This window comes from Kitasatospora sp. MAA4, assembly GCF_029893355.1.
GTDB lineage: Bacteria > Actinomycetota > Actinomycetes > Streptomycetales > Streptomycetaceae > Kitasatospora.
This window is the reverse complement of record NZ_JARZAI010000004.1, coordinates 266,372-288,961: the sequence shown is the minus strand read 5'-3', so window position 1 is coordinate 288,961 and position 22,590 is coordinate 266,372. Positions and strand designations below refer to the sequence as shown.

General features: G+C 73.0%; 17 protein-coding genes. 9 read left to right on the top strand and 8 right to left on the bottom strand.

Translation table 11 applies throughout. The features are described from left to right. Positions 1-14 precede the first annotated feature (14 nt). The 4 genes from P3T37_RS07960 to P3T37_RS07945 all read right to left on the bottom strand — a co-directional run bounded on the left by P3T37_RS07960 (position 15) and on the right by P3T37_RS07945 (position 4,628). Entirely contained in the window at positions 15-1,499 is a 1,485-nt protein-coding gene (locus P3T37_RS07960) for an NADH-quinone oxidoreductase subunit NuoF family protein (protein WP_280722744.1), read from the bottom strand. Beyond that, the gene (locus P3T37_RS07955; RefSeq protein ID WP_280722743.1) at positions 1,496-2,176 is read right to left on the bottom strand and encodes a hypothetical protein; all 681 of its coding nucleotides are present in this window, start codon (positions 2,174-2,176) and stop codon (positions 1,496-1,498) included. Before P3T37_RS07955 ends, P3T37_RS07960 begins: the two co-directional genes overlap by 4 nt. A gap of 216 nt (positions 2,177-2,392) precedes the next feature. Then, positions 2,393-3,520, bottom strand: coding sequence for a hypothetical protein (locus P3T37_RS07950; protein ID WP_280722742.1), 1,128 nt, complete (start codon positions 3,518-3,520; stop codon positions 2,393-2,395). Positions 3,521-3,572: 52 nt separating this feature from the next. Then, positions 3,573-4,628, bottom strand: coding sequence for a hypothetical protein (locus P3T37_RS07945; RefSeq protein ID WP_280722741.1), 1,056 nt, complete (start codon positions 4,626-4,628; stop codon positions 3,573-3,575). Between the two features lie 238 nt (positions 4,629-4,866). On the opposite strand from P3T37_RS07945, the gene P3T37_RS07940 reads away from it, so the two are divergent. The 6 genes from P3T37_RS07940 to fusA all read left to right on the top strand — a co-directional run bounded on the left by P3T37_RS07940 (position 4,867) and on the right by fusA (position 12,889). Continuing rightward, complete coding sequence (locus P3T37_RS07940) at positions 4,867-6,135, top strand: MFS transporter (protein WP_280722740.1); 1,269 nt, start codon at positions 4,867-4,869, stop codon at positions 6,133-6,135. 96 nt (positions 6,136-6,231) lie between these two features. After that, a complete protein-coding gene (locus P3T37_RS07935; RefSeq protein ID WP_280722739.1) occupies positions 6,232-7,047 on the top strand; it encodes a PIG-L family deacetylase in 816 nt (271 codons plus the stop codon). 112 nt (positions 7,048-7,159) lie between these two features. Further along, complete coding sequence (locus tag P3T37_RS07930; protein ID WP_280722738.1) at positions 7,160-7,468, top strand: trypco2 family protein; 309 nt, start codon at positions 7,160-7,162, stop codon at positions 7,466-7,468. Positions 7,469-7,542: 74 nt separating this feature from the next. Beyond that, positions 7,543-8,988: a hypothetical protein gene (locus P3T37_RS07925; RefSeq protein WP_280722737.1), complete on the top strand. Its 1,446-nt coding sequence runs from the start codon at positions 7,543-7,545 to the stop codon at positions 8,986-8,988. Continuing rightward, complete coding sequence (locus P3T37_RS07920) at positions 8,988-10,502, top strand: hypothetical protein (RefSeq protein ID WP_280722736.1); 1,515 nt, start codon at positions 8,988-8,990, stop codon at positions 10,500-10,502. The genes P3T37_RS07925 and P3T37_RS07920 overlap by 1 nt, the downstream gene beginning before the upstream one ends. 320 nt (positions 10,503-10,822) lie before the next feature. After that, entirely contained in the window at positions 10,823-12,889 is a 2,067-nt protein-coding gene (fusA, locus tag P3T37_RS07915; protein WP_280722735.1) for an elongation factor G, read from the top strand. Between the two features lie 25 nt (positions 12,890-12,914). Here the strand turns inward: fusA and P3T37_RS07910 are convergent, their stop codons facing one another. Further along, a complete protein-coding gene (locus tag P3T37_RS07910) occupies positions 12,915-14,072 on the bottom strand; it encodes a TDT family transporter (RefSeq protein ID WP_280722734.1) in 1,158 nt (385 codons plus the stop codon). Between the two features lie 96 nt (positions 14,073-14,168). Here P3T37_RS07910 and P3T37_RS07905 point away from each other — a divergent pair, with 96 nt between their 5' ends. Continuing rightward, a complete protein-coding gene (locus P3T37_RS07905) occupies positions 14,169-15,113 on the top strand; it encodes a LysR family transcriptional regulator (RefSeq protein ID WP_280722733.1) in 945 nt (314 codons plus the stop codon). Positions 15,114-15,118: 5 nt separating this feature from the next. On the opposite strand, the gene P3T37_RS07900 is transcribed toward P3T37_RS07905, so the two are convergent. Genes P3T37_RS07900 through P3T37_RS07890 form a run of 3 tightly spaced genes read right to left on the bottom strand, consistent with a single transcriptional unit; the run spans position 15,119 to position 17,592 of the window. After that, on the bottom strand, positions 15,119-16,390 hold the full coding sequence (locus P3T37_RS07900; RefSeq protein ID WP_280722732.1) for a copper resistance protein CopC: 1,272 nt from the start codon (positions 16,388-16,390) through the stop codon (positions 15,119-15,121). Next, on the bottom strand, positions 16,381-16,863 hold the full coding sequence (locus tag P3T37_RS07895) for a hypothetical protein (protein ID WP_280722731.1): 483 nt from the start codon (positions 16,861-16,863) through the stop codon (positions 16,381-16,383). The genes P3T37_RS07900 and P3T37_RS07895 overlap by 10 nt, the downstream gene beginning before the upstream one ends. A gap of 15 nt (positions 16,864-16,878) precedes the next feature. Further along, positions 16,879-17,592 (bottom strand): hypothetical protein, encoded by a 714-nt coding sequence (locus P3T37_RS07890; RefSeq protein WP_280722730.1) that lies wholly within the window; start codon positions 17,590-17,592, stop codon positions 16,879-16,881. Between the two features lie 230 nt (positions 17,593-17,822). Between P3T37_RS07890 and P3T37_RS07885 the strand changes: the two genes are divergently transcribed. After that, positions 17,823-21,767, top strand: a complete 3,945-nt coding sequence (locus P3T37_RS07885; protein ID WP_280722729.1) for an RHS repeat-associated core domain-containing protein — start codon at positions 17,823-17,825, stop codon at positions 21,765-21,767. 50 nt (positions 21,768-21,817) lie between these two features. Then, positions 21,818-22,552 (top strand): hypothetical protein, encoded by a 735-nt coding sequence (locus P3T37_RS07880; RefSeq protein WP_280722728.1) that lies wholly within the window; start codon positions 21,818-21,820, stop codon positions 22,550-22,552. The last annotated feature ends 38 nt before the right edge of the window (positions 22,553-22,590 follow it).

Below are 22,590 nucleotides of genomic sequence, written 5' to 3'. Positions count from 1 at the left end.
CCCGGGGAGGGGAGCTACTTTCTCTCCGGGCGGCGCATGCGCAGGGCGAGTGCCGGGCACTGGTTCACGGCGCGGTGGGCGCCGTGTTCCTGCCAGGGGGCGACGGGGACGGTGGTCGATGCGGGATAGCCGTGCGGGCCGAGCCGGACGAGGCCGGGAGCCAGGACGCCGCACAGCCCGTGCCCGGCGCAGCGGGACCAGTCCACCTCCAGGTGTGGGCCTTCGTCGCGGGGGAGCGGCAGCACGCCGAGGACCGGCCTCCCGCAGCCGGTGCCGGCGACGTGGGCCTCGACGTCCCCGGCGAACACGTCGAGCGCGCTCAGCACGAAGCGGGCCGTGCCGTCGGGGTGCGAGCAGGCGCCACCACCCTGCGCGCCGCCAAGGGCGCGCTGTACGTCCTCCAGTTCCGCCGGCCCGCCGGCGCCCGTGGCCAGCGCGGCGAGTGATTCGGCGGCGTCGGGCAGCCCGCGTTTGCACGGCCCGCACTGTCCGGCCGACTGGCCGGCCAGCCAGGCCGCAACCCGGGCGATCTCGCCGAGCGGGCAGGTGGCGGCCGGGAGCGCGACGATCGCACCGGCGCCGAGGGTACCGCCGAGCTCGGCCAGACCCGCGCGGGAGAGCGACGCGCTGACGGCGTCCACCGGGTCCAGCCAGCCGCCGTGATAGCCGCCTACCAGCACGCCGTCGCCCGGCCGCAGCCCACCCGTGTCCAGTACGTCGCCCAGCCTGGTGCCGAAGGGGGCCTCGACCACCAGAGGCTCCGCCCCCGGACGGTTCACCGTCAGCAGGACCGTGCCGGGCTCGGAGTCGGTGCCGACGGCGGCGTACGCTTCGGGGCCGAGTCGGGCGGCCACGGCGAGCTGCGCCCAGGTCTCGGCGTTGGACAGCAGCGTGGGGCGTCGTCGAACGCCTCCCGTTCCGCCCTCGGCCGCGCGGGCCTTCACCGCGGCGGGCAGGACCGGAAGCCCGTTGACCCCGCGGATCAGTGCGCCGGACTCGCCGGAGACGAAGCGCTCGGGAAGGCATACGGTCCGGGCCGGGCAGGGCAGGTCGCGCTCGGCGATGGCGGCGGGGATCGAGACCTCGCCGGGGCTGCCGGCGGCGACGCCGATCACGATCTCCTCGGCCCCGAAGGCGGCTGCGGCGAGGCAGGCGCCGTCGAGCACCAGGTGCGGAGCTCGGGCGAGCAGCATCCTGTCCTTGGCGCTCGGGGGCTCGCCCTCCGCGCCGTTCACCACGACGACCGGGCGTGTCCCGGTGCGGTCGGCGGCGGCCACCGCGGCCCGGGCCTTGCGGGCGAAGGGGAACCCCGCGCCGCCGCGTCCGCGCAGATCGACGCGCTCGGCCAGGTCCAGCAGGGTGCCCTGGGTGAGCCGGGGTAGCGGCGGGTGGAGGCGGGTGTGCGCGGCGAGGTCGAGCCGCTGGAAGCGGTCCAGCCCGGTCGTCAGCCGGGGCGGCCCCAGGTGGCGCACCGGTGGCAGGTCGATCCGGGCGCTCACAGGCCACCGCCGGGCTGGGCCGGCGCCAGGGGCCCGGGTACGGGTGGCGCGGCGTGCCGCGGTCGGCGCGGCGCGGTGGCCGGGCGCGGTGCGCCGGCATCGCGGGCCTTGGAGCGGCGCAGCTGACGGGTGGCGGTCCGGTGGCGTCCCAGCCAGGAGAGACCTCGCACCAACAGAGCGAGGGCGACCAGCGCAGCACACAGCCCGTAGCCCCACAGGACCCAGGCGTGCGCCGCGCGTCCGGCGGTCAGACCGTGGGCCAGCGCGATCGGCCAGCAGGCGTACGCGCCCGCGTGCATCACGCGCCAGAGCCAGGCGTGCCGACTCCCTGCGAATCGCCCGCGAATCGCGCCCGTCGCCGTGACCAGGACCAGCAGGTCGGCTGCGATGGTCCCCAGGCTCACCGCGAGGGCGGTGTCGCCGGTGAAGGGCAGGACCGTGCTCTGCGGGTCGGCGTGGCCCTCGGCGATCTTGACCGCGATGTGGACGGCCAGGAACCCGAGCGCCGCGACGGCGGTTGCCCGATGCACCGACTGGACAGCCACCCGCAACCGGGGCGTCAGGACCAGGCGGTCGGTGGCGGCCAGCCCGCAGACCACCGCCGCGGTCAGCGCGAGCAGGGTGAAGACCCCGGCGAAGTAGTCCAGGAAGGCCATGACGCGGGCTGGTCCGGACATCTGGGCACCTTCTTCCGTGGGTTCGGGAACCGCCATTCTTAGCAGCGCCCGAACAGCGGCGAAGGTCCCCGAGTACGACACCGGGTAGTAGGTGGACCCCGCCGACCGGGGCCTGTCCGCACTCCGAGCACAGTGGCCGTACCTACACCGGAACGTAGTAGGCACCCGGCGTGACGTAATCGGGCTCACGCTCCGGCGACCGCCACGCAGTCTTGGCTACCGCTCCCCGTTCCCGTGCTGGGTGTTCAGGCAGAGTGCCCAGACGTCGGTGTAGGTGTTCGGGGAGGGCGACCCCCCGACGTGGACGGACGCCGCCCAGGAGGCGGGCGCGGTGGTTCCGTCAGCGACCGGCGTGCCGGCGGAGTCGCTGGGGTAGCTGCCGGCGAGGTGGGTACCGCCGGACCCGGCCTTGCTGAAGTCGGTCGTCGTCACGTCGCCGCCGCTGGTGGCGGCGCCCCCGCTGACCAGTTGCCAGGCGTCGCGCCCGTTCCCGTGGCGGCGGTCCCCGGCGGGCGAGGCGCAGCCGACCGTGGCCGTCAGGCGTGTGCCGGCCGTGGTCGGGCCGCTCACCTCGCTGAAACCGACCTTCGTGGTGAGGTCCTTGGCGTTGACGTGGTCGCCGGTGCAGATCGCGTAGGCGTAGGTGGTGTTTCCGCTGTCGCGTCCGCCGCCGATGCCCCCGACGGCGGTCCAGGAGTCGGGGTTGGTCTCGCCGTCGGCCGCCGCCTTCTGGCCGAAGTCGTGGGCGGCGTCGTTGAAGGTGGGGAAGCTGGCGATCGGCTTGAGGCTTCCGACGCTGGCCGGGGTGGTGCGGGCGCCGCCGCCGATCAGGCGCGTCCCCTTGGGGCAGGTCGCCACGACGAGTTTCGCCGTCTGCGAGGCGGAGGGGCCGGTGGCCTTGTTCATGACGACCTGGGTGTGCCTGACCTGGTGGCTGGAGAGGCACAGGGCGTAGGGCGTGGAGGAGAAGGTGAGGCTGGAGTTGCTCCCGCTGCCGCCGAACGCGAGCCAGTGCGTGACGTCGTGTCCGACGACCCCGGGAGCGCCGGTGAACTCGGTGACGCCGTCCGCGCTGGGCGCGACGCCCATCACGTGGTTGCCGTTCCCCGACCGGTCGTCGCCCTCGGCCTGGTCGATCCCGCCGCCGGAGACGAGCCCGTGCGCGCAGTCCGCGTGGGACGAGACGCCGGTGAAGGGGGTTGCCGGGCCCATGGTGGCTCCGGGGGACGTGACGGTGACGGTCGCGGTGTGGGCGTACGCGAGCGACGGCACCGCCAGGACGAGCAGGGCGCCCGGCACGAGCGCCCTGCCCAGGGTGGCGGCCGGAAGGAACCTCTTCGTCATCGACTGCTGCCTTTCTACTGGCTCGGTGGTGGTGGTGATGGCGGTCGGGGTGTCAGACGCCGTCGTTGGCGCAGAGCGCCCAGACGTCGGAGTGGGTGCTCGTCGAGCCCGTTCCGCCGCTGTGCGCGAAGGCCGTCCAGGACGCCGCCGTGGTGGTCCCGTTGCCGACGGGGTTGCCGCTGGAGTCGCTGGGGAAGCTCCCGTTGAGGTGGTCACCGGCCGAGCCCGGTCCGGTGAAGTCGGTGGTGGTCACGTTGCCGCCACTGACGGCGGCGCCCCCGCTGACCAGGTTCCCGTCGCCGCTTCCACAACTGGCGGTGGTGTTCTGGCCGGTGCTCCCGGTGCTGGGGCCGCTCGCCTCGCCGAAGCGGACCTTCACGGTGACGCCGCTGACGTTGATGCCGTTGCCGCTGCAGATCGCGTAGGCATAGGTCTCGTTACTGGCGTTGGTGCTGTTGTCCCAGCCCACGGCGCTCCAGGAGTCGGGGTTGGTCTCCCCGTCGGCCGCGGCCTTCTGGCCGTAGTCGTGGGCGGAGTTGTTGAAGGTGGGGAAGCTGGCGATCGCCTTGAAGTTGCCGGTGTTGCCGGGTGTGACGAGGGCGCCGCCGCCGAGCAGGGCGGTGTTGGCCGGGCAGGTCGCCGTCACCAGGCCCACCGTCGTCGCGGTGGTGGGGGCGTTGACCTTGTTCATGACGACCTGGGTGTGGTTGATCAGGTTGCTGGTCAGGCACATCGCGTAAGGGGTGGTGGAGAACGAGGAGTTGAGCTGGCCGCCGCTGCCGCCCTTGGCGATCCAGTACGCCACGTCGGTGCCGACGACCCCGGTCGTGCCGGTGTACTCGGTGCTGCCGTCGGAGCTGGGCTCGGTGCCCAGCACGTGGTTGCCGTTCACCCCCGTGCCCGTCCCGATGGCCTGGTCGATCCCGCCGCCGGAGACGAGCCCGCTGGTGCAGTGGGCGCTGGTCGAGACGGAGGAGTCGACGGCGCTGGGGCCGAGGGTGGCCCCGGGGGTCCGCACCGTGACGCTCACGGTGTTGGCGTACGCGGCGCCCGGCGCCGCCAGGACCAGCAGGGCGCCGATGGCCAGTGCCTTGGTGTGAAACTTCATGCCGCATCCTCCGGGTCGGGCTGATCAAGGTCGGACCCGATTGAAGCCGCAGCCCGGGCGCGCGGACTACTGGTGCGGGGTACAGGGCGAGGCGCCCGTGACTGGCTGATCGGACAGTGCGGGCGACGGGATGACTGTCACGCATCTGGTGTTCTGCTGGCGAGTCACTAACATGAGGTCGACTCATCTTGGTTGAGGAGGCTGCCATGCAGGACGGACGAGCGACGGCACGGCTGAGGTGAGCACCCCTCACATCACCGGCGCTCCGCTGCCGCCGCCGGTCGCGCTGGCCGAGCCGCAGAGTCGGGTGAGCGGCTGGTGGACGGCTTCGCTCAGTCTGGCGAACCTGGCCGTCTTCCTGGGGTTCTTCACCCCGATCCAGATCCTGCTGCCGCTCCAGCTCGAACATCTGGACGCCGCCCACAAGGCGAGCCTGCTCTCCTGGGTGACGGGCGTGGGCGCCCTGGTCGCGATGCTGGTCAACCCGCTGGCCGGTGCGCTCTCGGACCGGACGACCAGCCGGTTCGGACGCCGTCGCCCGTGGATCCTGGCCGGCGCTCTGCTCGGCGCCGCCGGCCTGCTCTGCACGTCGCACCAGCACGGCCTGGCGGGCATCATCGCCGGCTGGGCGCTGGCGCAGGCCGGTCTGAACGTGATGCTCGCCGGGGTGACCGCACCGGTGGCGGACCAAGTGCCGCTCGGGCAGCGGGCGGTGGTGTCGGGGTGGACCGGGATCAGCCAGTCGCTGGGGCTGGTGGTCGGGGCGCTGCTGGTGACGGTGGTGGTGAGCGGGGTGCTGTCCGGCTACGCGCTGACGGCGGCGGTCACCCTCGCGCTGGCGCTGCCGTTCGTGCTGTTCTTCCCCGACGCCGTGCTCCCGGCACGCTCGCGCGCCTCGCTGCGCCCGCGCGCCCTGCTGGCCGGCTACTGGGTCAGCCCGCGCCGGCACCCCGACTTCGGCTGGGCCTGGCTCACCCGTTTCCTGATCAACCTCGGCAACGCGATCGGCACCCTCTACCTGCTCTACTACCTCACCGACGCCGTGCACTACCGGTCTCCGGACGCCGGCGTGCTGATCCTCACCGCCGTCTACACCCTCGCCGCCCTGCTCACCGCGATCCCCAGCGGCGTGCTCTCCGACCGGACCGGACGTCGAAAGCCGTTGGTTGTCGCCTCCTGCGCGGTGATGGCGCTGGCCGCGCTGCTGCTGGCCGCCGTCCACAGCTGGCCGGCCACCGTGCTGGCCGCCGCGGTGCTCGGCGCGGGCTATGGCATCTACCTCGCCGTCGACCAGGCCCTGGTCACCCAGGTGCTGCCCGCCGCCGCCGACCGCGCCAAGGACCTCGGCGTGATCAACATCGCCAACTCCGGCCCGCAGGTGCTCGCCCCGGCGCTGGCCGCGCCCATCGTCGCCCACCTCGGCGGCTACGCCGGCCTCTACACCGCCACCGCCGTGGTCACGCTCCTCGCCGGCCTGCTGGTCCACCGCATCCGGGGCGTTGCCTGACGTCCGGCCGGAGCGACTACGGTGGTGCGGAGCGATTCGAACACCATCTACTCCCCGGAATCCACTCCCGGACTCTCTCTCGGAGGACTGCAACCGATGGACCGTCAACTGACCCTGATGGCCGTACACGCCCACCCCGACGACGAGGTGCTGTCCACCGGCGGCGTCCTGGCGGCTGCCGCGGCGGAGGGCATCCGTACCGTCCTGGTGACCTGCACCAACGGGGAGCAGGGCGACGGGCCTGGTGGGGTCAAGCCCGGCGAGCCCGGTCACGACGAGGCGCAGGTCCGCGAGCTCCGGCTGCGGGAGTTGAAGGAGTCGGTGGAGGTGCTGGGCATCTCCGACGTGGAACTGCTCGGCTACCCCGACTCCGGCATGGTGGGCTGGGAGGCCAACGGGCGTCCGGAGGCGTTCGCCAACGTCCCGTTGGAGCAGTCCGCGGGGCGGCTCGCCGAGCTGATGGAGCGCTACCGGCCGGATGTCGTGGTCACCTACGACGAGATCGGCGCCTACGGCCACCCCGACCACATCCGGGCGCATCTGATCACGGTGGAGGCGATCAGGAAGAGCGGCGTTCCGGCGAAGTTCTACTACACGGCCATCCCGCGCAGCCGGACGGCGGAGCTGTTCGCGTCGCTGCGTGCGAACGGCGTGGACATCGGCGACTTTGAGCTGCCCGACGACTTCGGGACCCCGGACGAGCTGATCACGACCGTGGTGGACGTGTCCCCCCACGTCGACCAGAAGCGCAGAGCGCTGCAGGCCCACGAGAGTCAGAGCGACGGCATCTTCATGCTGCGGCTGCCCGAGGAGGGCCAGCAGCGGGTGTTCGGCCAGGAGTCCTTCGTCCGGCAGTTCAGCACCGTCCCCGTCCCGGACCACGAGGACGACCTCTTCGCCGGCCTGCGCTGAACCGACCCGGCCCCGACAACCCACAGGTCACAGACGTTTCGGTCGAAACGCCTGTCACCGTCGCGTGGGATGCCTAGGATCAGCCGCAACTGACCCTTGGGGGAACACGCGTATGAGCAACAAGCTCGGACTGGCCGAGGTCCTCGGGGCACTTCAGGAGGAACTCGCAGTCGCGGCACGGGCCGCTGAGGACCATGAGGTGCGCTTCCCGGTGGAGGGGGCCACCGTGGAGTTCCAGGTGGCCGTCACCCTGGATGCGAAAGCCGGTGGGAAGGCCAGGTTCTGGGTGCTGGAACTCGGCACGGACACCGGGTACAGCAGGGAGCACATCCAGACCGTCACCCTGCAACTCGGGGCGCCCGTGCGCCGCGACGGCCAGACGGTTCAGGTCACGTCACGGCCCAGCTCCGAGAAGCCCTGACGGGAATGCCGCAGACTCAGTACGCAGTGGAGGTCCTGTGGAACTCGGGACCGGATTCCGTAGCCAACTGGAGGGTGTCGTCGGGGTACTGCATCGGCGCCGGCCACGTCCTGACGGCTGGTCACGCGGTCGGGCCGGGAGCGGTCTCGGTGCGGTTCGGCGGCAGCCAGGAGGTTCCCGCCAGGGTCCTGGTGCACGGCGGCGAGCAGGTCGACCTGGCGATCCTGGCGCTGGACGGGCCGGGAGCCCCTGAGGCGCCGGAGGTGCGCATCGCCCACGTCGATACCGGCCAGGCCACGCGCCTGGACTGCCAAGGCGTGGGCTATCCCTGGTGGAAGGAGGACGAGAACGCCTCCGGAGGGCCGCGGCCGCGCGGTCGCGCCCAACTCGTCGGATTCGTGCCCACGGCGGAGGGGACGGCCGGTGGCCGCCTGACTCTGCATGTGGAGGCGGCACCGCGCGACGACGCGAACGGCCAGGCCGACTCGATCTGGAGCAGCATCTCGGGCACGGTGGTCTTCGCGGGCGACCGCTCCGGTGGCGAGTTAGCGATCGGCGTGGTGGTGGCGCACCGGCGCAGGGACGGTGCCAGCGCGCTCACCCTGGAGCCGTTGTCGGCCATCGAGCGGTTGGAGCCGGAGAAGCGCGAGGCGTTCCGGTCGCTGCTGGGGGTGGGTCGTGACGTCCGGATTCCGCTGCTGAGCGGCACAAGCTATCCGGAGCCCGTACCGCCGCAGCGGCAGGTGTCGGTCCGCCGGATCCTGGCCGGCGTCCTCGCGGCCGTGCTCATCGTCGCGGGTGCGCTGGTGTGGAGCTCCCACCAGGACTCGGTGGCGGACGGACTCACCGGGGGCTCCGGCATCAACGCCACCCTCACCGGCACCGGCCGACCGGGCGACCCGAACAGCTGGTGGGTCCTGAAGGACCCGCAACCGGCCCCCGCCGCCGACACGACGATCGCTGTGCTGGCGGCGGCGCACGAGGGGGCACCGATGGCCGAGCAGACGATCAGGTTCACGCTGCAGGGCAACCGGCACAGCGGCGTGATGCTCACCGACATCGGCGCCCGGGTGATCGATCGCCAGGCGCCGCTGGCCGGAACCGCCTACATGGCAGAGCCCGGCGGTAACGCCCCGGCCCTGAGGGTCGGCCTCGATCTGGACGAGGACCAGCCCCGCGCCCGGACGTACAGCGGCGACGACAGCCGCACGCTGGGGGGCTTCTACTTCGACGCCAACGGCTTCAGCCTCGCCTACCGGGAGACGACGCCGGTCACCGTCACCGCCTTCGCGCAGCGCAGCCTGGTCCGCTTCGTCCTGGTCGTCTCGTACACGGTCGACGGCAAGCTGCAACATACCGAGCTCACGGACACGGGCGGCAAGCCGTTCGCGGTGTCCGGCATCGCCGATCACCTGGCCGGCGCCTACACCCTGCCCGTAGGCCCTGCGGGAACGGCCTGGGTCACGGCGGGCACCACCAGGGCGGACTTCAACAGCCTTGCGGTGAGGCTGAATCCCTGATGCGCCGCGACACGAAGATCATCGCCGGACTCCTGGCCCTCGCCCTGAGCGTGGCCGCCGCCATCGTCTGGCACTCGATCCAGCACGCGGGGCCGACGCCGAGCCGCGACACCTGGGCGTTACCGGCGGACCCCTGCCAGGTGCTGACCGTCGACGAGCTCAACCTCGTCACGGAAATCCCCGCCGACTCGTACTACCGCAAGCTCCCCATCGTCACCCGGCCCGACTCGTTGACGTCCTACGGGTTCGGCAACATCGACATCAAGTACCAGACCGATCCGACCTCCTGCCAGTTCGACCAGTCGACGTCCGAGACCGCCGCCAAGCCGCCGCCGACGTACCAGGACACCCAGTGGGAGGCGGAGTGGCAGTACGGGTACGTCACGGCCGAAGCCTGGAACCACGGGAAGCAGAGCGAACTCGCCAGTGGCGGATGCAGCTCCGTCGACGTTCTGGCGGGGGCTCAGGACGCGCTGTGGTGCCAGAGGGACGGGCTCTTCCTGCTGCGCGGCGGCATGATGTTCGGCTTCCGTGTGGAGAAGGACTTCCATGCTCCCAACGACGGCTCTACCACCGAGACCGACTCGGAGGACGATGCCAAGAGCATGGCGGTGAAGGCGCTCGACCGGATCGCCAGCGGCTCCTTCCCCGCGCCACCGGCGGCCGTCGGCCCCGCCTACGGAAGCAACGTCCTCATCGGAACAACGAGCGAGGGGGATCCGGCGACAGTGCCCACCGCAGCCCCGGGCGTAGCCCCCGTCGCGGCCTGCTCCCCGGCACAGCAACCGTCGAGCGGCGCGCCGAACGTCCCGGTGCCGCAGGACCTCACCCTCCCGAAGGGCGTCACGCTCCCACCCTCGTGGCAGGTGTACGGCGTCAGTGTGCAGGCCGCCGCGAACCGGGGTGCCGGACCCGGCGTGGTGTACCTGGCGGGCCCCCCGGCCCGCTGCGTGACCGAGGTCAGCGGGACGGGCAGCGCCGTCATCCACACCGGAGACACCGTGGTGGGCATCGGGGATCCGTCCGGCAACGATGTTCAGAGCGTGGTCGTCGCCGACCTCGCCGGGCCACCCAGCAGCGAGCGGACCGCTGACGCCGTGTGCGGCATCCAGGACCCGGCGGTGCAGGCCTCCGTCGTCCAGCGGCTCGGACTCGCGCCCTGCCCGCCCGCCGGCGCGACGGCGGCAGGAGGCCGGCTGACCCTGGATACCGGCAACCCCGACGTGATCCTCACCGTCAGCAGCTCGACCAGGCCCGGGGACCAGAACTTCACCGACGTCAACTACACCCTGCGCGGCTACGTTGTGGACCCGGCGCAGCGGATCGTCGACGAGCAGTGGATCGCCTGCGACCCGTGGGCGCAGAACGTCGTGGCCTCCTGCCAGGCCACCTTCGCCCTGTTCCTGCTGAAGGGATCCCGGATCGGCACCCTGCTGGACGCCGGTCGCTCCGCAGCCGTACTGGCCGCCCTCTCCGGCTTCCTGACCGCCCAGCTCCCCCCGGGGAGCCACTGAGCCATCCGGACACTCGCGAATAATCCGGTGCCGTGCTGCCGCCGTCTTCCCTACACTCGCCAAGTACCGCGCGCTGCCGCCACCTTGCAGAGCAGCGCGGACCGCTGACGAGTGAGGGGAGACCGGCCGTGCGTGACCGCATCGCTGTCGTCGTTCCCCGTTCGCGGTACGAGGTGATCCTGGTGTCCTCGTCCTCCCGGTTCCGGCTGCGCGGCCGGTACCGGATGCCCGTGGTGGGCTGCTGACCCTGCGTCAGGGTCGGGGTCCGCCAGGGGAATCGCGCACGCCCCTGTAGGGATCGCCCTGAAAGGCCACAGGCCGTGCACACCAACCTCAACCTCGACACCATCCGCAACCTGGGCATCCTCGCCCACGTCGACGCCGGCAAGACCACCGTCACCGAACGGATCCTGTTCCTCACCGGCGCCAGCCACAAGCGCGGCGAGGTCCACGACGGCACGACCGTCACCGACTTCGACTCCCAGGAGCGCGACCGCGGCATCACCATCTTCGCCGCCGCGGTGAGTTGCGCCTGGGACGGCCACCGGATCAACCTGATCGACACCCCGGGCCATGTGGACTTCGCCGACGAGGTGGAACGCTCGCTGCGCGTGCTCGACGGCGCGGTCGCGGTGTTCGACGCCGTCGCGGGGGTCGAGCCGCAGAGCGAGTCGGTGTGGCGGCAGGCCGACCGGCACGGGGTGCCGCGGATCGCGTTCGTCAACAAGCTGGACCGGGCCGGTGCGGACCTCGACAGCGCGGTCGCCTCGATCCGGGAGCGGCTGCATCCGGTCCCGTTGGCGGTGCAGTTGCCGATCGGACGGGAGGACGGGTTCACCGGCGTGGTGGACCTGCTGCGGATGCGGTCGCTGGTGTGGGCCGACGGCCGCGACACCTTCGACGAGGGCCCGGTGCCCGAGGACCTGCGGGAAGAGGCGCAGGCGCGGCGCCGGCAGCTGGAGGAGGCGGTGGCCGAGCTCCATCCGGCGGCGCTGGAGGAGTTCTGCGCACGGTCGGCGATCGGCGCGGCGACCCTGGCTGCGGCGCTGCGCGACCTGACCCGCACGGGTGAGGCCGTGGTGGTGCTCTGCGGCTCGGCCTACCGCAACCGCGGGATCGAACCGCTGCTGGAGGCGGTCGTGGCCTACCTGCCGTCGCCGCTGGACGTACCGGCGGTGCGCGGCAGCGGCACCCTGGACGGCGCGGTCCAGGAGCGGGCCGCCGATCCGGCGGCGCCGTTCGCGGCGCTGGTGTTCAAGGTGAACGCGACCGCCACCGGGCGGCTGACCTACCTGCGGGTGTACGCGGGAACGATTCGGAAGGGGGACGTGGTGCTGGATGCGGGCGCGGGACGCAGCGAGCGGATCGGCCGGATCCTGCGCGTGCAGGCCGACCGGCACGCGGAGGTGGACCGGGCGGTGGCCGGGGACATCGTCGCGGTGGTCGGGCTGAAGGCGGCCCGCGCCGGTGCCACCCTGTGCGCACCCGCCGCACCCCTGGTGCTGGAGCCGCCGACCGTGGCGGATCCGGTGGTCTCGGTGGCGGTGGAGGCCCGCCGGCGCACCGACACCGAGCGGTTGACGGCGGCGCTGGCCCGGCTGGTCGAGGAGGACCCCTCGCTGTCGGTGCGGACCGATCCCGAGACCGGCCAGACCCTGCTGTCGGGCCTGGGCGAGCTGCACCTGGAGGTCGCGGTGGAGAAGATCCGCCGCGCCCAAAACCTGGAGGTCGGCGTCGGCCGGCCGCAGGTGGCCTACCGCGAGACGCTCGTCACCGGGGTGTCGGGGCTGGTCCACCGGCACGTCAAACAGGACGGCGGCGCGGGCCAGTTCGCGCACCTGGTACTCGACGTGGAGCCGCTGGAGGCAACTGCGACGGAGGCTGCGGAGGGCTTCGAGTTCCGCTCGACGGTGGTCGGCGGGCGGGTGCCCAAGGAGTACGTCCAGGCGGTGGAGGCCGGCTGCCGGGACGCGCTCGCGCAGGGCCCGCTCGGCGGCCACCCGGTGACCGGGGTGCGGGTGACCCTGACCGACGGGGCCACCCATGCCGTCGACTCCTCGGAGTTGGCGTTCCGTACGGCCGCCCGGAACGCGCTGCGCGAGGCGCTGCGGATCGCCGCGATGGCGCTGCTGGAACCGGTGGTCGAGGTCACCGCCACCGTGCCCGACGACGCGGTGGGCGGCGTGCTCGGCGACCTGGCCGCCCGGCGCGGCCGCGTCACGGGCTCGACGGCCGCCCGCGGCGCGACGGCGCTGATCACGGCCACCGTGCCGCTGGCCGAGCTGTTCGGCTACGCGACCCGGCTGCGCAGCCGTACCCAGGGCCGCGGCACCTTCACCACCCGGGCCACCGGGTACGCCCGGGTGCCGCAGGCGCTGGCCCGATAGCGGCGCTCCTGCCCGCCCCTGCGCTTCAGCGCGCGGGGGCGGGCTGGGCGGCGGGCAGGAAGAGCCGTCCGCGCAGGCTGCCGCGCGCGGTGCGGGCGGCGACGAGCAGCCAGGCCAGCACCAGGGCGGCGTAGAACACGGCGGCGGCGACCCGGAACAGCTGCGCGCCGGTGTGCAGGGCGATGCCGCTGGTACCCATCACCATCGTGCCGACGGGGAAGGTGAACGACCACCAGGTCAACGAGAACGGCAGGCCGGAGCGGGCGGTGCGCACGGTGATCGCGCCGGCCAGGGCGACCCACAGCAGGGCGAAGCCCCAGGCCGGGACGCCGTACAGGACGCCGAAGGCCTGCATGGCGCCGGCGTAGGGCGCGGGCACGGCCAGGTGCGCGACGCCGCCCAGCAGGTTGGCCGCGGCGATGGACTGCCCCAGCGGGCCGAGGACGATCCACAGCGTGGGCACCATGGGAGCGGGGCCGATCTTGTGCAGCGCCAGGCGGTACCAGATCAGGGTGATCACGACGATCGAGGCCAGCAGGCTGAGTCCGAACATCGCGTAGCAGCAGAGCAGCAAGGTCAGTTGGGCCTGGCCCGGCGCGGCGTACGGGAGCAGCAGCGCGCCGGTGGAGGCGGAGACCATCGGCGGGACGACGGGCATCAGCCAGCCGCCGAAGGCGCTGTCGGGGCGTACTTCGTGGCGGGTGAACATCAGGTACGGCACGGCGACCGCGCAGAGCAGGCCGCCGGCCGTCCCGGCGAACCACAGGGCCCAGTCGATGTCGACCGCCGCCCGCAGGCCGATGACGTCGCGTCCGAGCAGCAGCGTTCCGGCGCCCACGGTGAGCATCGCCATCGGCGGCGCGCCGTAGAACTGGGCCATCACCGGGTTGCGCGCGTGGCCCCTGGCCCGGGTGCGGTGGCGCAGCCAGTGCAGGGCGGTGGTGATGCTGAGGGCGATCAGCAGGAACGCCGCGAACGCCCACACCGCGGTCGCCGCCGTACGCAGGCCCGGGAACTGCAAGGGCAGCGAGGCCGCCGCGACGGCGACGATGCCCGTTCCCATGACGGAGGCGTACCAGTTGGGGGTGATGTTCGCCAGCACCTGGCGCGGGTCGTCCAGATCGGGCAGCAGCCCCCAGCGCGCCAGCGCGTGGGACGGCACGTTCTTCCTGTTCGCCTTCATGTCCACCACGATGCTGTCCCGCCCCTCCCGGCAGTAGCCGGGCGCGCCTTGCAGGGGTACAAGGCGACCTTGTGACCGGCCGGGTAGCCTGGCCGGATGCCACTGAGTGCACGGATGCCCGAGCTGGGCGCGCTGGAGGTCCTGCTGGCGGTCGCCCGCGGGGGCAGCCTGAACGCCGCCGCCCGCGAGGTCGGCGTCAGTCAGCAGGCCGTCTCGGCGCGGATCTCCTCGATGGAGGCGCAGACCGGCGTGCCGCTGGTCACCCGTTCGGCCCGGGGCTCGGCCCTGACACCGGCGGGCGTGGTCGTGGTGGAGTGGGCCTCGCGCCTGCTCGACGTCGCGGGGGAGCTGGACGCGGGCCTGGCCGCGCTGCGTCAGGACCGGCGCACGCGGCTGCGGGTCAGCGCGAGCCTGACCATCGCCGAGCACCTGCTGCCGGGCTGGCTGGTGTCGCTGCAGGCCGCCGCCCGGCAGCGCGCGCAGGCGGGCCCCGAGGTGGTCCTGACGGCGGCCAACAGCGACACGGTGATCGAGCAGGTCCGCCGGGACCAGGCCGACGTCGGGTTCGTCGAAGGCCCGCAGGCCCCGCGTGACCTGCGCAGCCGCGTCGTGGGCCGGGACGCGCTGACCCTGGTGGTGCGCCACGACCACCCCTGGACCCGGCGCCGTCGACCGGTCGCGGCCCAGGAGCTGGCGGCCACCGCGCTGGTCAGCCGTGAGCCGGGGTCCGGAACCCGCGACGCGCTGGTCGCGGCCCTGCGCGCCGCGCTGGGCCCCGGCGCCGTCCTGACGCCCCCGGCGATGGCGCTGTCCACCACCACGGCGGTGCGCGCCGCCGTGCTGGCCGGCGCCGGTCCGGCCGTACTGAGCGAGCTCGCGGTGGCCGACGACATCGCCGGCCACCGGCTGCGCCGCGTTCCGCTGGACGGCCTGGACCTGCACCGCGAGCTGCGCGCGATCTGGCGGGGCCCCAGCCGGCCGCCCGCGGGAGCCGTCCGCGACCTGATCGCGCACATCGCCCTACGCGAGCGGCCGGCCTGAACCTCTCACCCGTGCGCCGGGGCCGTGCCGATCAGCAGGACGGTGACGAGCAGGACGACGCTGACTCCGGCGAGTTCCAGCAGGACGCCGCGCCGAAGCGCCAACCGGGTGTGCGCGGCGGCGGCGACGGCGAGGACCAGGGCGAACACGGCCGTCTTGATCAGCAGGAGCCTGCCGTACGGCGTGCCGGTCAGCGCGCCCACGCTGCCCACCTCGCGGAACGCCTGGTACAGCCCGGTGGCGGCCAGCACCAGCACCGAGCCCAGCGCCAGGCGGGAGAAGCGCGCCACGACGCTCCGGTGGCCCCGAAGGACGACGACGGCGACCAGCCCGCCGCCCCACACGGCCATCGCGCTGACGTGCAGCGTCGTGGCCACCAGCGCGAGCGGCACCAGCGTCCCGCTCGACGCGTGGCTGGTCTCGGCCCAGGTGGCGGCGAGGGCGAGGGTCAGCAGCACCGCCGCGGCGGTGCCGGCGGACCGGCGAAGGAGCGGTTCGCCGACTGCCGCGACCAGGGCCAGCAGGACGATCCGGGCGGCCAGCGCGTGTCCTGCGTGGGTGGAGAGGGTGGCGGCCAGCAGCGACCGGTCGGCGGTGTGCGCGAGGGAGTCGCCCTGGGTGGCGGGTCCCTGGACGAAGAGCTGGACCAGCGCCCCGCCGAGCACCGCCGTCCAGCCGAGCACGACGGGCCGGTGCAGGTCGGCCGCCCACTCCGGGCCGGCGGTGGACGGGAGGCAGTGCAGGCGGACGGCCGTGCAGCCGACCAGCAGGGCGAGCCCGGCCAGGCCCAGCCAGACGGCCAGGTCGAGGACCGCGTCGGTCACCCGGTCGGGCGCGCCGAAGTGGCCGGACGCCGCCGTCCGGCTGGGCGCGCCCACCGAGAAGGTGAGCGTGCCGGAGGTGGCGTGCCCGTCGTCGGCCGCGGTGGCCAGCCAGTCGAGGACGAAGGTGCCGTGCTGGGGGCGGCCGGCGAGCTCGACGGCGATGCCGTCGCCCTCGGATCCCGCCGCCCGCAGCGTTCCGCCGTCGACCCGGCGGCCGTCGGGTCCGATCACCTTGACGGAACTCAGCCGCAGCGTCACCTCCTCGGAGAAGACGAGCGTGACCTGCGGCGGCTCCGCGGGGACGACGGCGCCGTTCGCCGGTGAGGAGGAGAGCAGGTCCGCGTGCGCCGCGGCCGGGCCGGCCAGGGCGAGCAGGGTCAGCAGCGCGCCGAGCGTCAGGGCGCAGGCGGTGGCGAGGCGGCGCAGCGGCGCGGGCGTCGAGGTCAGTGGCATGCGCCGGCGGCCCGTCTCTTCTGGACCAGCGGCTCGACGCCGAGCCGGTAGTCGGCCAGCGCGCCGGGGTCGGGGGTGAACCGCCACCGTCCGCCCTGGTGGACCAGGGTGTTGCTGCCCGTGGTGGCGCCGTGGTGCCAGTCGATCCGGACGGTGCTCGGATCGAGGCCCGTGGTGCGGTCGATCACATAGGGGACGCCGATCAGCGGTCGGCACTCGGTGTTGAGGCGGACGAAGTCGGCCTGGGCGATGGCCTGTTGCGCCTGGTCGGTCCACAGCGTCCAGGCCTGGGCCCAACCGCCGCCGGCCAGCAGCCCGAACTCCTCGGAGGCGACCGAGTCGGCCTGCAGCGACTGGGGTGGCGGCGGTGGGGTGGGACCGCTGGGCCGCGGCGCACCGGAGCACCCGGTGGCCGCCGTGAGGAGCGCGAGCATCAGGACGGCGGCGGCCCGCCGGTTCGGTTCGCGGCGCAACGGCCCACTCCGTTCCTAGTTGGTCAGCCGGTTGGTGCCGTAGTGCTCGACCAGTGCCTGGTTGGCCGTCAGGTCGAGGTCGGCGGTGAACTTCAGCGAGTCACGGATCTGGGTGAGCGTGATCGCGGGGTTCGGGATGCCCCCGAGCGAGTAGCTGAAGGACTGTCCGGGTACGATCTGGCGCTGCGCCAGCGGCACGTCGTGGAAGTCGAGCCGGGCGATGTAGAAGGACGTCCCGTCGCCGCGCGGCACCTCCAGGTAGTCCTGCTGGGGGTGGCCGTACTGCTGGGTGCTGGTGTAGCCGTGGTTGTCGGAGCCGGAGGGTGCACGGAAGACCAGCACCGCGCAGTCCGTGGACAGCACTTCGGAGGAGGTGTTGGTGAAGACGAACTGCCAGTCGCCGTAGTACTGGTTGCCGCTGAAGGTGACGTACTCCGACAGCCCGACGTTGCTGGCGAACTGGGTGGTCAGCGGCTCGCTGAGGACCGGGTTGGCGCCGCTGATCGGGTAGTTGACCCCGTTGGCGCAGCGCTCCAGCGGGAGGTCGTACTGCGACGGCTGCCCAGTGGGTACCGCCTGGGTGTAGCCGGCGGGCCCGGCGCTGACCGCGGTGGTCGTGTTCGGGTCGGCGACGGCCGTGCTGCCGCCGGCGAAGGCGGCGACACCGGCGAGCAGCAGGACGGTGGCGAGTCCGGCGCCCAATCCCCGTCTGGTGGAGTGCGGTTGCATGGTGGATCGATCCCCTTCGGTCGCGAGCGAACGAGCGAACACCCGTAAGGTGACAGCCCCCGGTTGGACCGTCAAGGGTCTGGACCATTCAGGTCTAGACCTCATCTGATGGGGGATTTGGCGGCGCCTGACCGGTGTACCCCCTTCTGTCCTTGCGCAAGAGCTTGCTAGCGTGTCCCGTCAGGCCGTCAAAGCAACTGAGCGGCCTGGGGATTCAAGGGGAGCGTTCGATGGGTCGTCAGATAACCGAGGCGCTGGAGCACGTCGCGACCAAGGCCGGGCAGGGCCTGGCCGAGGACTTCGGGGGCTCCTACCAGAAGATCCTCAAGGACACCCACGGCAAGGCCACCAGCGTCGCCGACCGCACGGCCGAGCACGAGTCCGGGGTCGTCGACCACCTCAACGGGACCGGCAAGGGCGAGCCGGGCAAGGGCTCGGTGCCCGACCCGCACCCCGACGAGCACCCGCCCGCCGGCAACCCGGACACTCCCCCCGGCGGCCCCACCAACGCCGTCCGGGACGACTTCGAGCCCGACCTCAGTGGGGGCGGCCCGCGCGGCGGGCAGCGCTCGGACGGCAACGAGGGCACCGAGACCGGCGGCACCGACCCGGTCGACCTGGTCTCCGGCCAGGTGATCACCTCGGCGACCGACCTCGACATCGCCGGACTGCTGCCGATCCTGCTGCGCCGCGCCTACGCGTCCGGCTACCAGGGGGGCACCCTGTTCGGGCCGGGCTGGTCGGGCACCCTCACCCAGCGGGTCCAGGTGGACCTGGAGGGCATCCACTTCGCGGGCGACGACGGCCAGCTGCTGCACTACCCGGTGCCCGCCCAGCCGGGCCAACAGGTGCTGCCCCAGGAGGGCGCCCGCTGGCCGCTGACCTGGGACCACACCGACGACGTCATCCGGATCCACGACCCGGAGACCGGCTGGACCCGCCACTTCGCCGCCACCGGCACCCCGGACGACACCCCTGCCGCCAGGCGCGCCGGCCGCACCGTGCGCCCGCTCACCGCGCTGACCGAACGCAACGGCCACCGGCTGGACTTCGTCCGCGACGACGACCGGCTGCCCGTCGAGCTGCGGCACAGCAGCGGCCGGCGGGTGGCGATCGACCTCGTGCGCACCGCCGCGGGCCCGCGGATCGAGGGCCTGCGCCTGCTGGACGGCAGCGCCGGCGGGCTCGGCACCACCGTCGTCACCTTCGCCTACGACGCCCGCGGCCGGCTCACCGACCACGTCAACTCCTCGGGCCTGCCACTGGTCTACGCCTACGACGGCCAGGACCGGATCACCTCCTGGACCGACCGCACCGGCCACCGCTACTCCTACGAGTACGACGCCGTGGGCCGGGTGGTGCGCGGCCACGGCCCGTCCGGCGCGCTCTCCGTCACCATCGCCTACGACCCGGAGCGCCGGGTCAACACGGTCACCGACAGCCACGGCGGCCGCACCGAGTACCACTACGACGAGCACCAGCACCTCAGCCGGATCACCGACCCGCTCGGCCACAGCGTCCGGGTCCAGCACGACCGCTACAACCGGCTGCTGCGCTACACCGACCAGCTCGGCCACAGCACCCGGCTGACCCGCAACGAACTCGGCGACGTGGTGCGGGTGGACCGCCCGGACGGCAGCAGCCTGCTGATCGGCTACAACGCGCTGCGCCGGCCGGTCGAGATCCAGACGCCCGAGGGCCTGAGCTGGCGGCAGGCGTACGACGAGCGCGGCAACCGCACCGAGGTGACCGACCGGGCCGGCGTCACCACCCGCTTCGGCTACGACGAGGCGGGCCGGCTGACCGGGGTGACCGACGCGCTCGGCCACACCACCCGGATCACCTGCGACCCGGCCGGACTGCCGATCGAGAGCGTGGACGCGCTCGGCGCCCGCAGCGTCCTGCAACGCGACGCCTTCGGCCGGCCGGCCGCCGCCACCGACCCGCTGGGCACCACCGTCCGGTTCGGCTGGACGGTGGAGGGATATCCGCTCTCCCGCACGCTGACCGGCGGCGGCACCGAGTGGTGGACCTACGACGCCGAGGGCAACAACCTCACCCACACCGACGCCGAGGGCGGCGTCACCACCCTGGAGTACACCCACTTCCACCTGCTCACCGCCCGCACCGACCCGGACGGCGCGCACTACCGCTTCCGCCACGACCGCCTGCTCCAACTCGCCGAGGTCACCAACCCGCAGGGCCTGAGCTGGAGTTACCGCTACGACGAGGCCGGCCGACTGGCCTCGGAGCAGGACTTCGACGGCCGCACCGTCAACTACCGCTACAGCGACGCGAACCAGGTCCTCCAGCGGGAGAACGGCGCCGGCCAGCGGGTCGACTTCACGTACGACCCGCTCGGACGGCTGGCGAGCAAGACCGTCGGCGGCGCGACCACCGACTACGCGTACGACCCGGCGAACCGCCTGGTCGCCGCCCGCACCGCGGACTGCGAACTGACCCGCCGCTACGACCCGGTGGGCCGCCTGCTCGCCGAGACCGTCGACGGACGCACCGTCAGCATCGGCTACGACGAGCTGGGCCGCCGGGTCAGCCGCCGCACACCGTCCGGCAGCGTGAGCCGCTGGACGTACGACGCGGTCGGCAACCCGCAGTCGCTCACCGCCGACGACCACCTGATCGGGTTCGAGCACGACGCGCTGGGCCGCGAGACCGGCCGCAGCTTCGGACCGGACCTGGCCCTGGGCTTCGGCTGGGACGCCGCCGGCCGCCAGACCGGCCGGACCACCACGGTCGGCGGCGCCGACCTGCTGCACCGCGCCTACAGCTACGCCGGCGACGGCGGCCTGACCGGCATCACCGACCGGGCGGCGGACGGCTCGACCGAGCACACCGGCATCGAGCTGGACCGGGCCGGCCGGGTGACCGCCGTGCGGGCGGCCGACTGGACCGAAAGCTACGCCTACGACGCCGCCGGCCACCTCGCCGACGCCGCCTGGCCCGGGCAGCGCGAGACGGCGGCCCAGGGCGAGCGCGCCTACCAGGGCGCCCGCCTGCACCGGGCCGGCCGGATCGACTACCGGTACGACGCCGAGGGCCGGGTCATCGGCCGCCGCCAGCGCACCCTGTCCGGGCAGACCAGGACCTGGCGCTACAGCTGGGACGCCGAGGACCGTCTGACCGACGTCGTCACGCCCGACGGCGCGCACTGGCACTACCGCTACGACCCGCTGGGCCGCCGCATCGCCAAGCAGCAACTGATCGAGGTGGACGGCGAACTGACGGTCCTTCAGTGGACCTCTTTCAGTTGGCACGAGCAGACCCTGATCGAGCAGACCGCGCACAGCCCGCAGCTGCCGGGGCCGTACACGCTGAGCTGGGAGTACCAGGGCCTGCACCCGATCGCGCAGCGCGAGCGGCTGGCCACGGGAGCCGACGACCAGCAGGAGGTGGACGAGCGCTTCTTCGCCATCGTCACCGACCTGGTCGGCACCCCCGTCCAACTGCTCGCCCCGGACGGCTCGACGGCCTGGGAGCAGCGCGCCACCATCTGGGGCGTGCCGATCGCCGCCGGGCGGCAGGCCACCGACACCCCGCTGCGCTTCCCCGGCCAGTACTACGACCCCGAGTCCCGCCTGCACTACAACGTGCACCGCTACTACGACCCGGCCGCCGCCCGCTACCTGACGGTCGACCCGCTGGGCCTTTCCCCCTCGCCGGACGCCTACGGCTACGCCGGCAACCCGCTGCTGGCCTGCGACCCGCTCGGCCTGATGCTGCGCAACGCGCAGGGGCAGTTCATGGCCAACCCGAACGCGGTGCCGCCCGCCCACAACCGCAGGAGCGAGTACCCGAGCGGCTACCGGGTGCCGACCCACAACCACATGATCCAGCACTGGACGGACGAGGGCGTCGCCCAGAACACCGCGCACCCGGTGGACGCCAACGGCGTCCCGATCCCCGAGAGCCAGCTGACCTGGCGCGACGCCAACGGCCAGGTCGTGCCCTACAACAACGTCACGTACGAGCATGTGAACCCGGTGGTCAACCACTGGAACACCACCGGCTACAACACCGACCGTGCGGCGCGCAACGACTACTACAACAACACCGCTAATCTGGAAGTGATGGACGGGGGTCAGAACTCGGCCGGCGGTGGCCGGATGACCCAGCGCTACCGCCAGGACACCGGCCCGAACTACAGTCGGACCTGACCTGCTGTAAGACCCCTGCCGCGCCGCCGTACCACCTGGAGCCCGCACCCATGGACCTGATCGCCACCCTGTCCGGCCTGCCCGGCGCCGCGCCCTTCCCCGGCCTGCCCGAGGCCTGGCACTGGTCGCCGACCCCGCGCTTCCACTTCGTCGCGGCGCTGGCGGCGGACGGCAAGCACGCCTTCCAGGTGACCACGAACGGGCCCTACGACGCGGAGTTGGTGGCCGGCCTGCTGGCGTACGCCCGGGACCGCACCGACCAGGTGCTCGGCGACCCGCGCCCGCTGATCGCGCTGTCCGGCTTCGCCGCGGCCGGCTACGACTTCGACACCGCCGCGGTGGCCGCGCCCCGCGCGCACACCTACCACGCCCGCGACAACGCCGAGTTGCACGCGCTCACGTACGGCGTCTTCCCGGGCTGGCACTACGAGTTCTCCGGCACCGAGACCGACGAGGAGGCGCTGTCCCAGGTCTCGCACCCGCAGGGCCTGCGGGCGACCAGCCTTGACCGGGTGCCCCTGCCGTTCCTGAAGATGCGCTTCGACAACCCGCGCACCAAGGCGGGAAGCATCGGGCCGGCCCGCGGGTTGACCACACCGGACGTGCTGCTGCGTGAACTGTCCCTGCTGGACGGGGTGCAGGGTGCGTTCGTGGAGTTCGAGAACTACCGCCACCAGGTGTGGCGGGCCGAGTGGGCCGACGGTCTCGTGCTGAGCGGCGACGGCGGGCGACGCGAGCTGGACCGCGACGCACTGCTGCGCTTCGCGCAGGCCGCGCTCACCTGAGGGCCGGGCGCCCGACTTTTTCCACGGGGGGTGGACGA

Coding starts and splice junctions, on each gene's coding strand:
- P3T37_RS07955 (WP_280722743.1), bottom strand. CDS start 2,176: ATGTCCGGACCAGCCCGCGTCATGGCCTTCCTGGACTACTTCGCCGGG.
- P3T37_RS07950 (WP_280722742.1), bottom strand. CDS start 3,520: ATGACGAAGAGGTTCCTTCCGGCCGCCACCCTGGGCAGGGCGCTCGTG.
- P3T37_RS07945 (WP_280722741.1), bottom strand. CDS start 4,628: ATGAAGTTTCACACCAAGGCACTGGCCATCGGCGCCCTGCTGGTCCTG.
- P3T37_RS07935 (WP_280722739.1), top strand. CDS start 6,232: ATGGACCGTCAACTGACCCTGATGGCCGTACACGCCCACCCCGACGAC.
- P3T37_RS07930 (WP_280722738.1), top strand. CDS start 7,160: ATGAGCAACAAGCTCGGACTGGCCGAGGTCCTCGGGGCACTTCAGGAG.
- P3T37_RS07920 (WP_280722736.1), top strand. CDS start 8,988: ATGCGCCGCGACACGAAGATCATCGCCGGACTCCTGGCCCTCGCCCTG.
- P3T37_RS07910 (WP_280722734.1), bottom strand. CDS start 14,072: ATGAAGGCGAACAGGAAGAACGTGCCGTCCCACGCGCTGGCGCGCTGG.
- P3T37_RS07905 (WP_280722733.1), top strand. CDS start 14,169: ATGCCACTGAGTGCACGGATGCCCGAGCTGGGCGCGCTGGAGGTCCTG.
- P3T37_RS07900 (WP_280722732.1), bottom strand. CDS start 16,390: ATGCCACTGACCTCGACGCCCGCGCCGCTGCGCCGCCTCGCCACCGCC.
- P3T37_RS07890 (WP_280722730.1), bottom strand. CDS start 17,592: ATGCAACCGCACTCCACCAGACGGGGATTGGGCGCCGGACTCGCCACC.
- P3T37_RS07885 (WP_280722729.1), top strand. CDS start 17,823: ATGGGTCGTCAGATAACCGAGGCGCTGGAGCACGTCGCGACCAAGGCC.
- P3T37_RS07880 (WP_280722728.1), top strand. CDS start 21,818: ATGGACCTGATCGCCACCCTGTCCGGCCTGCCCGGCGCCGCGCCCTTC.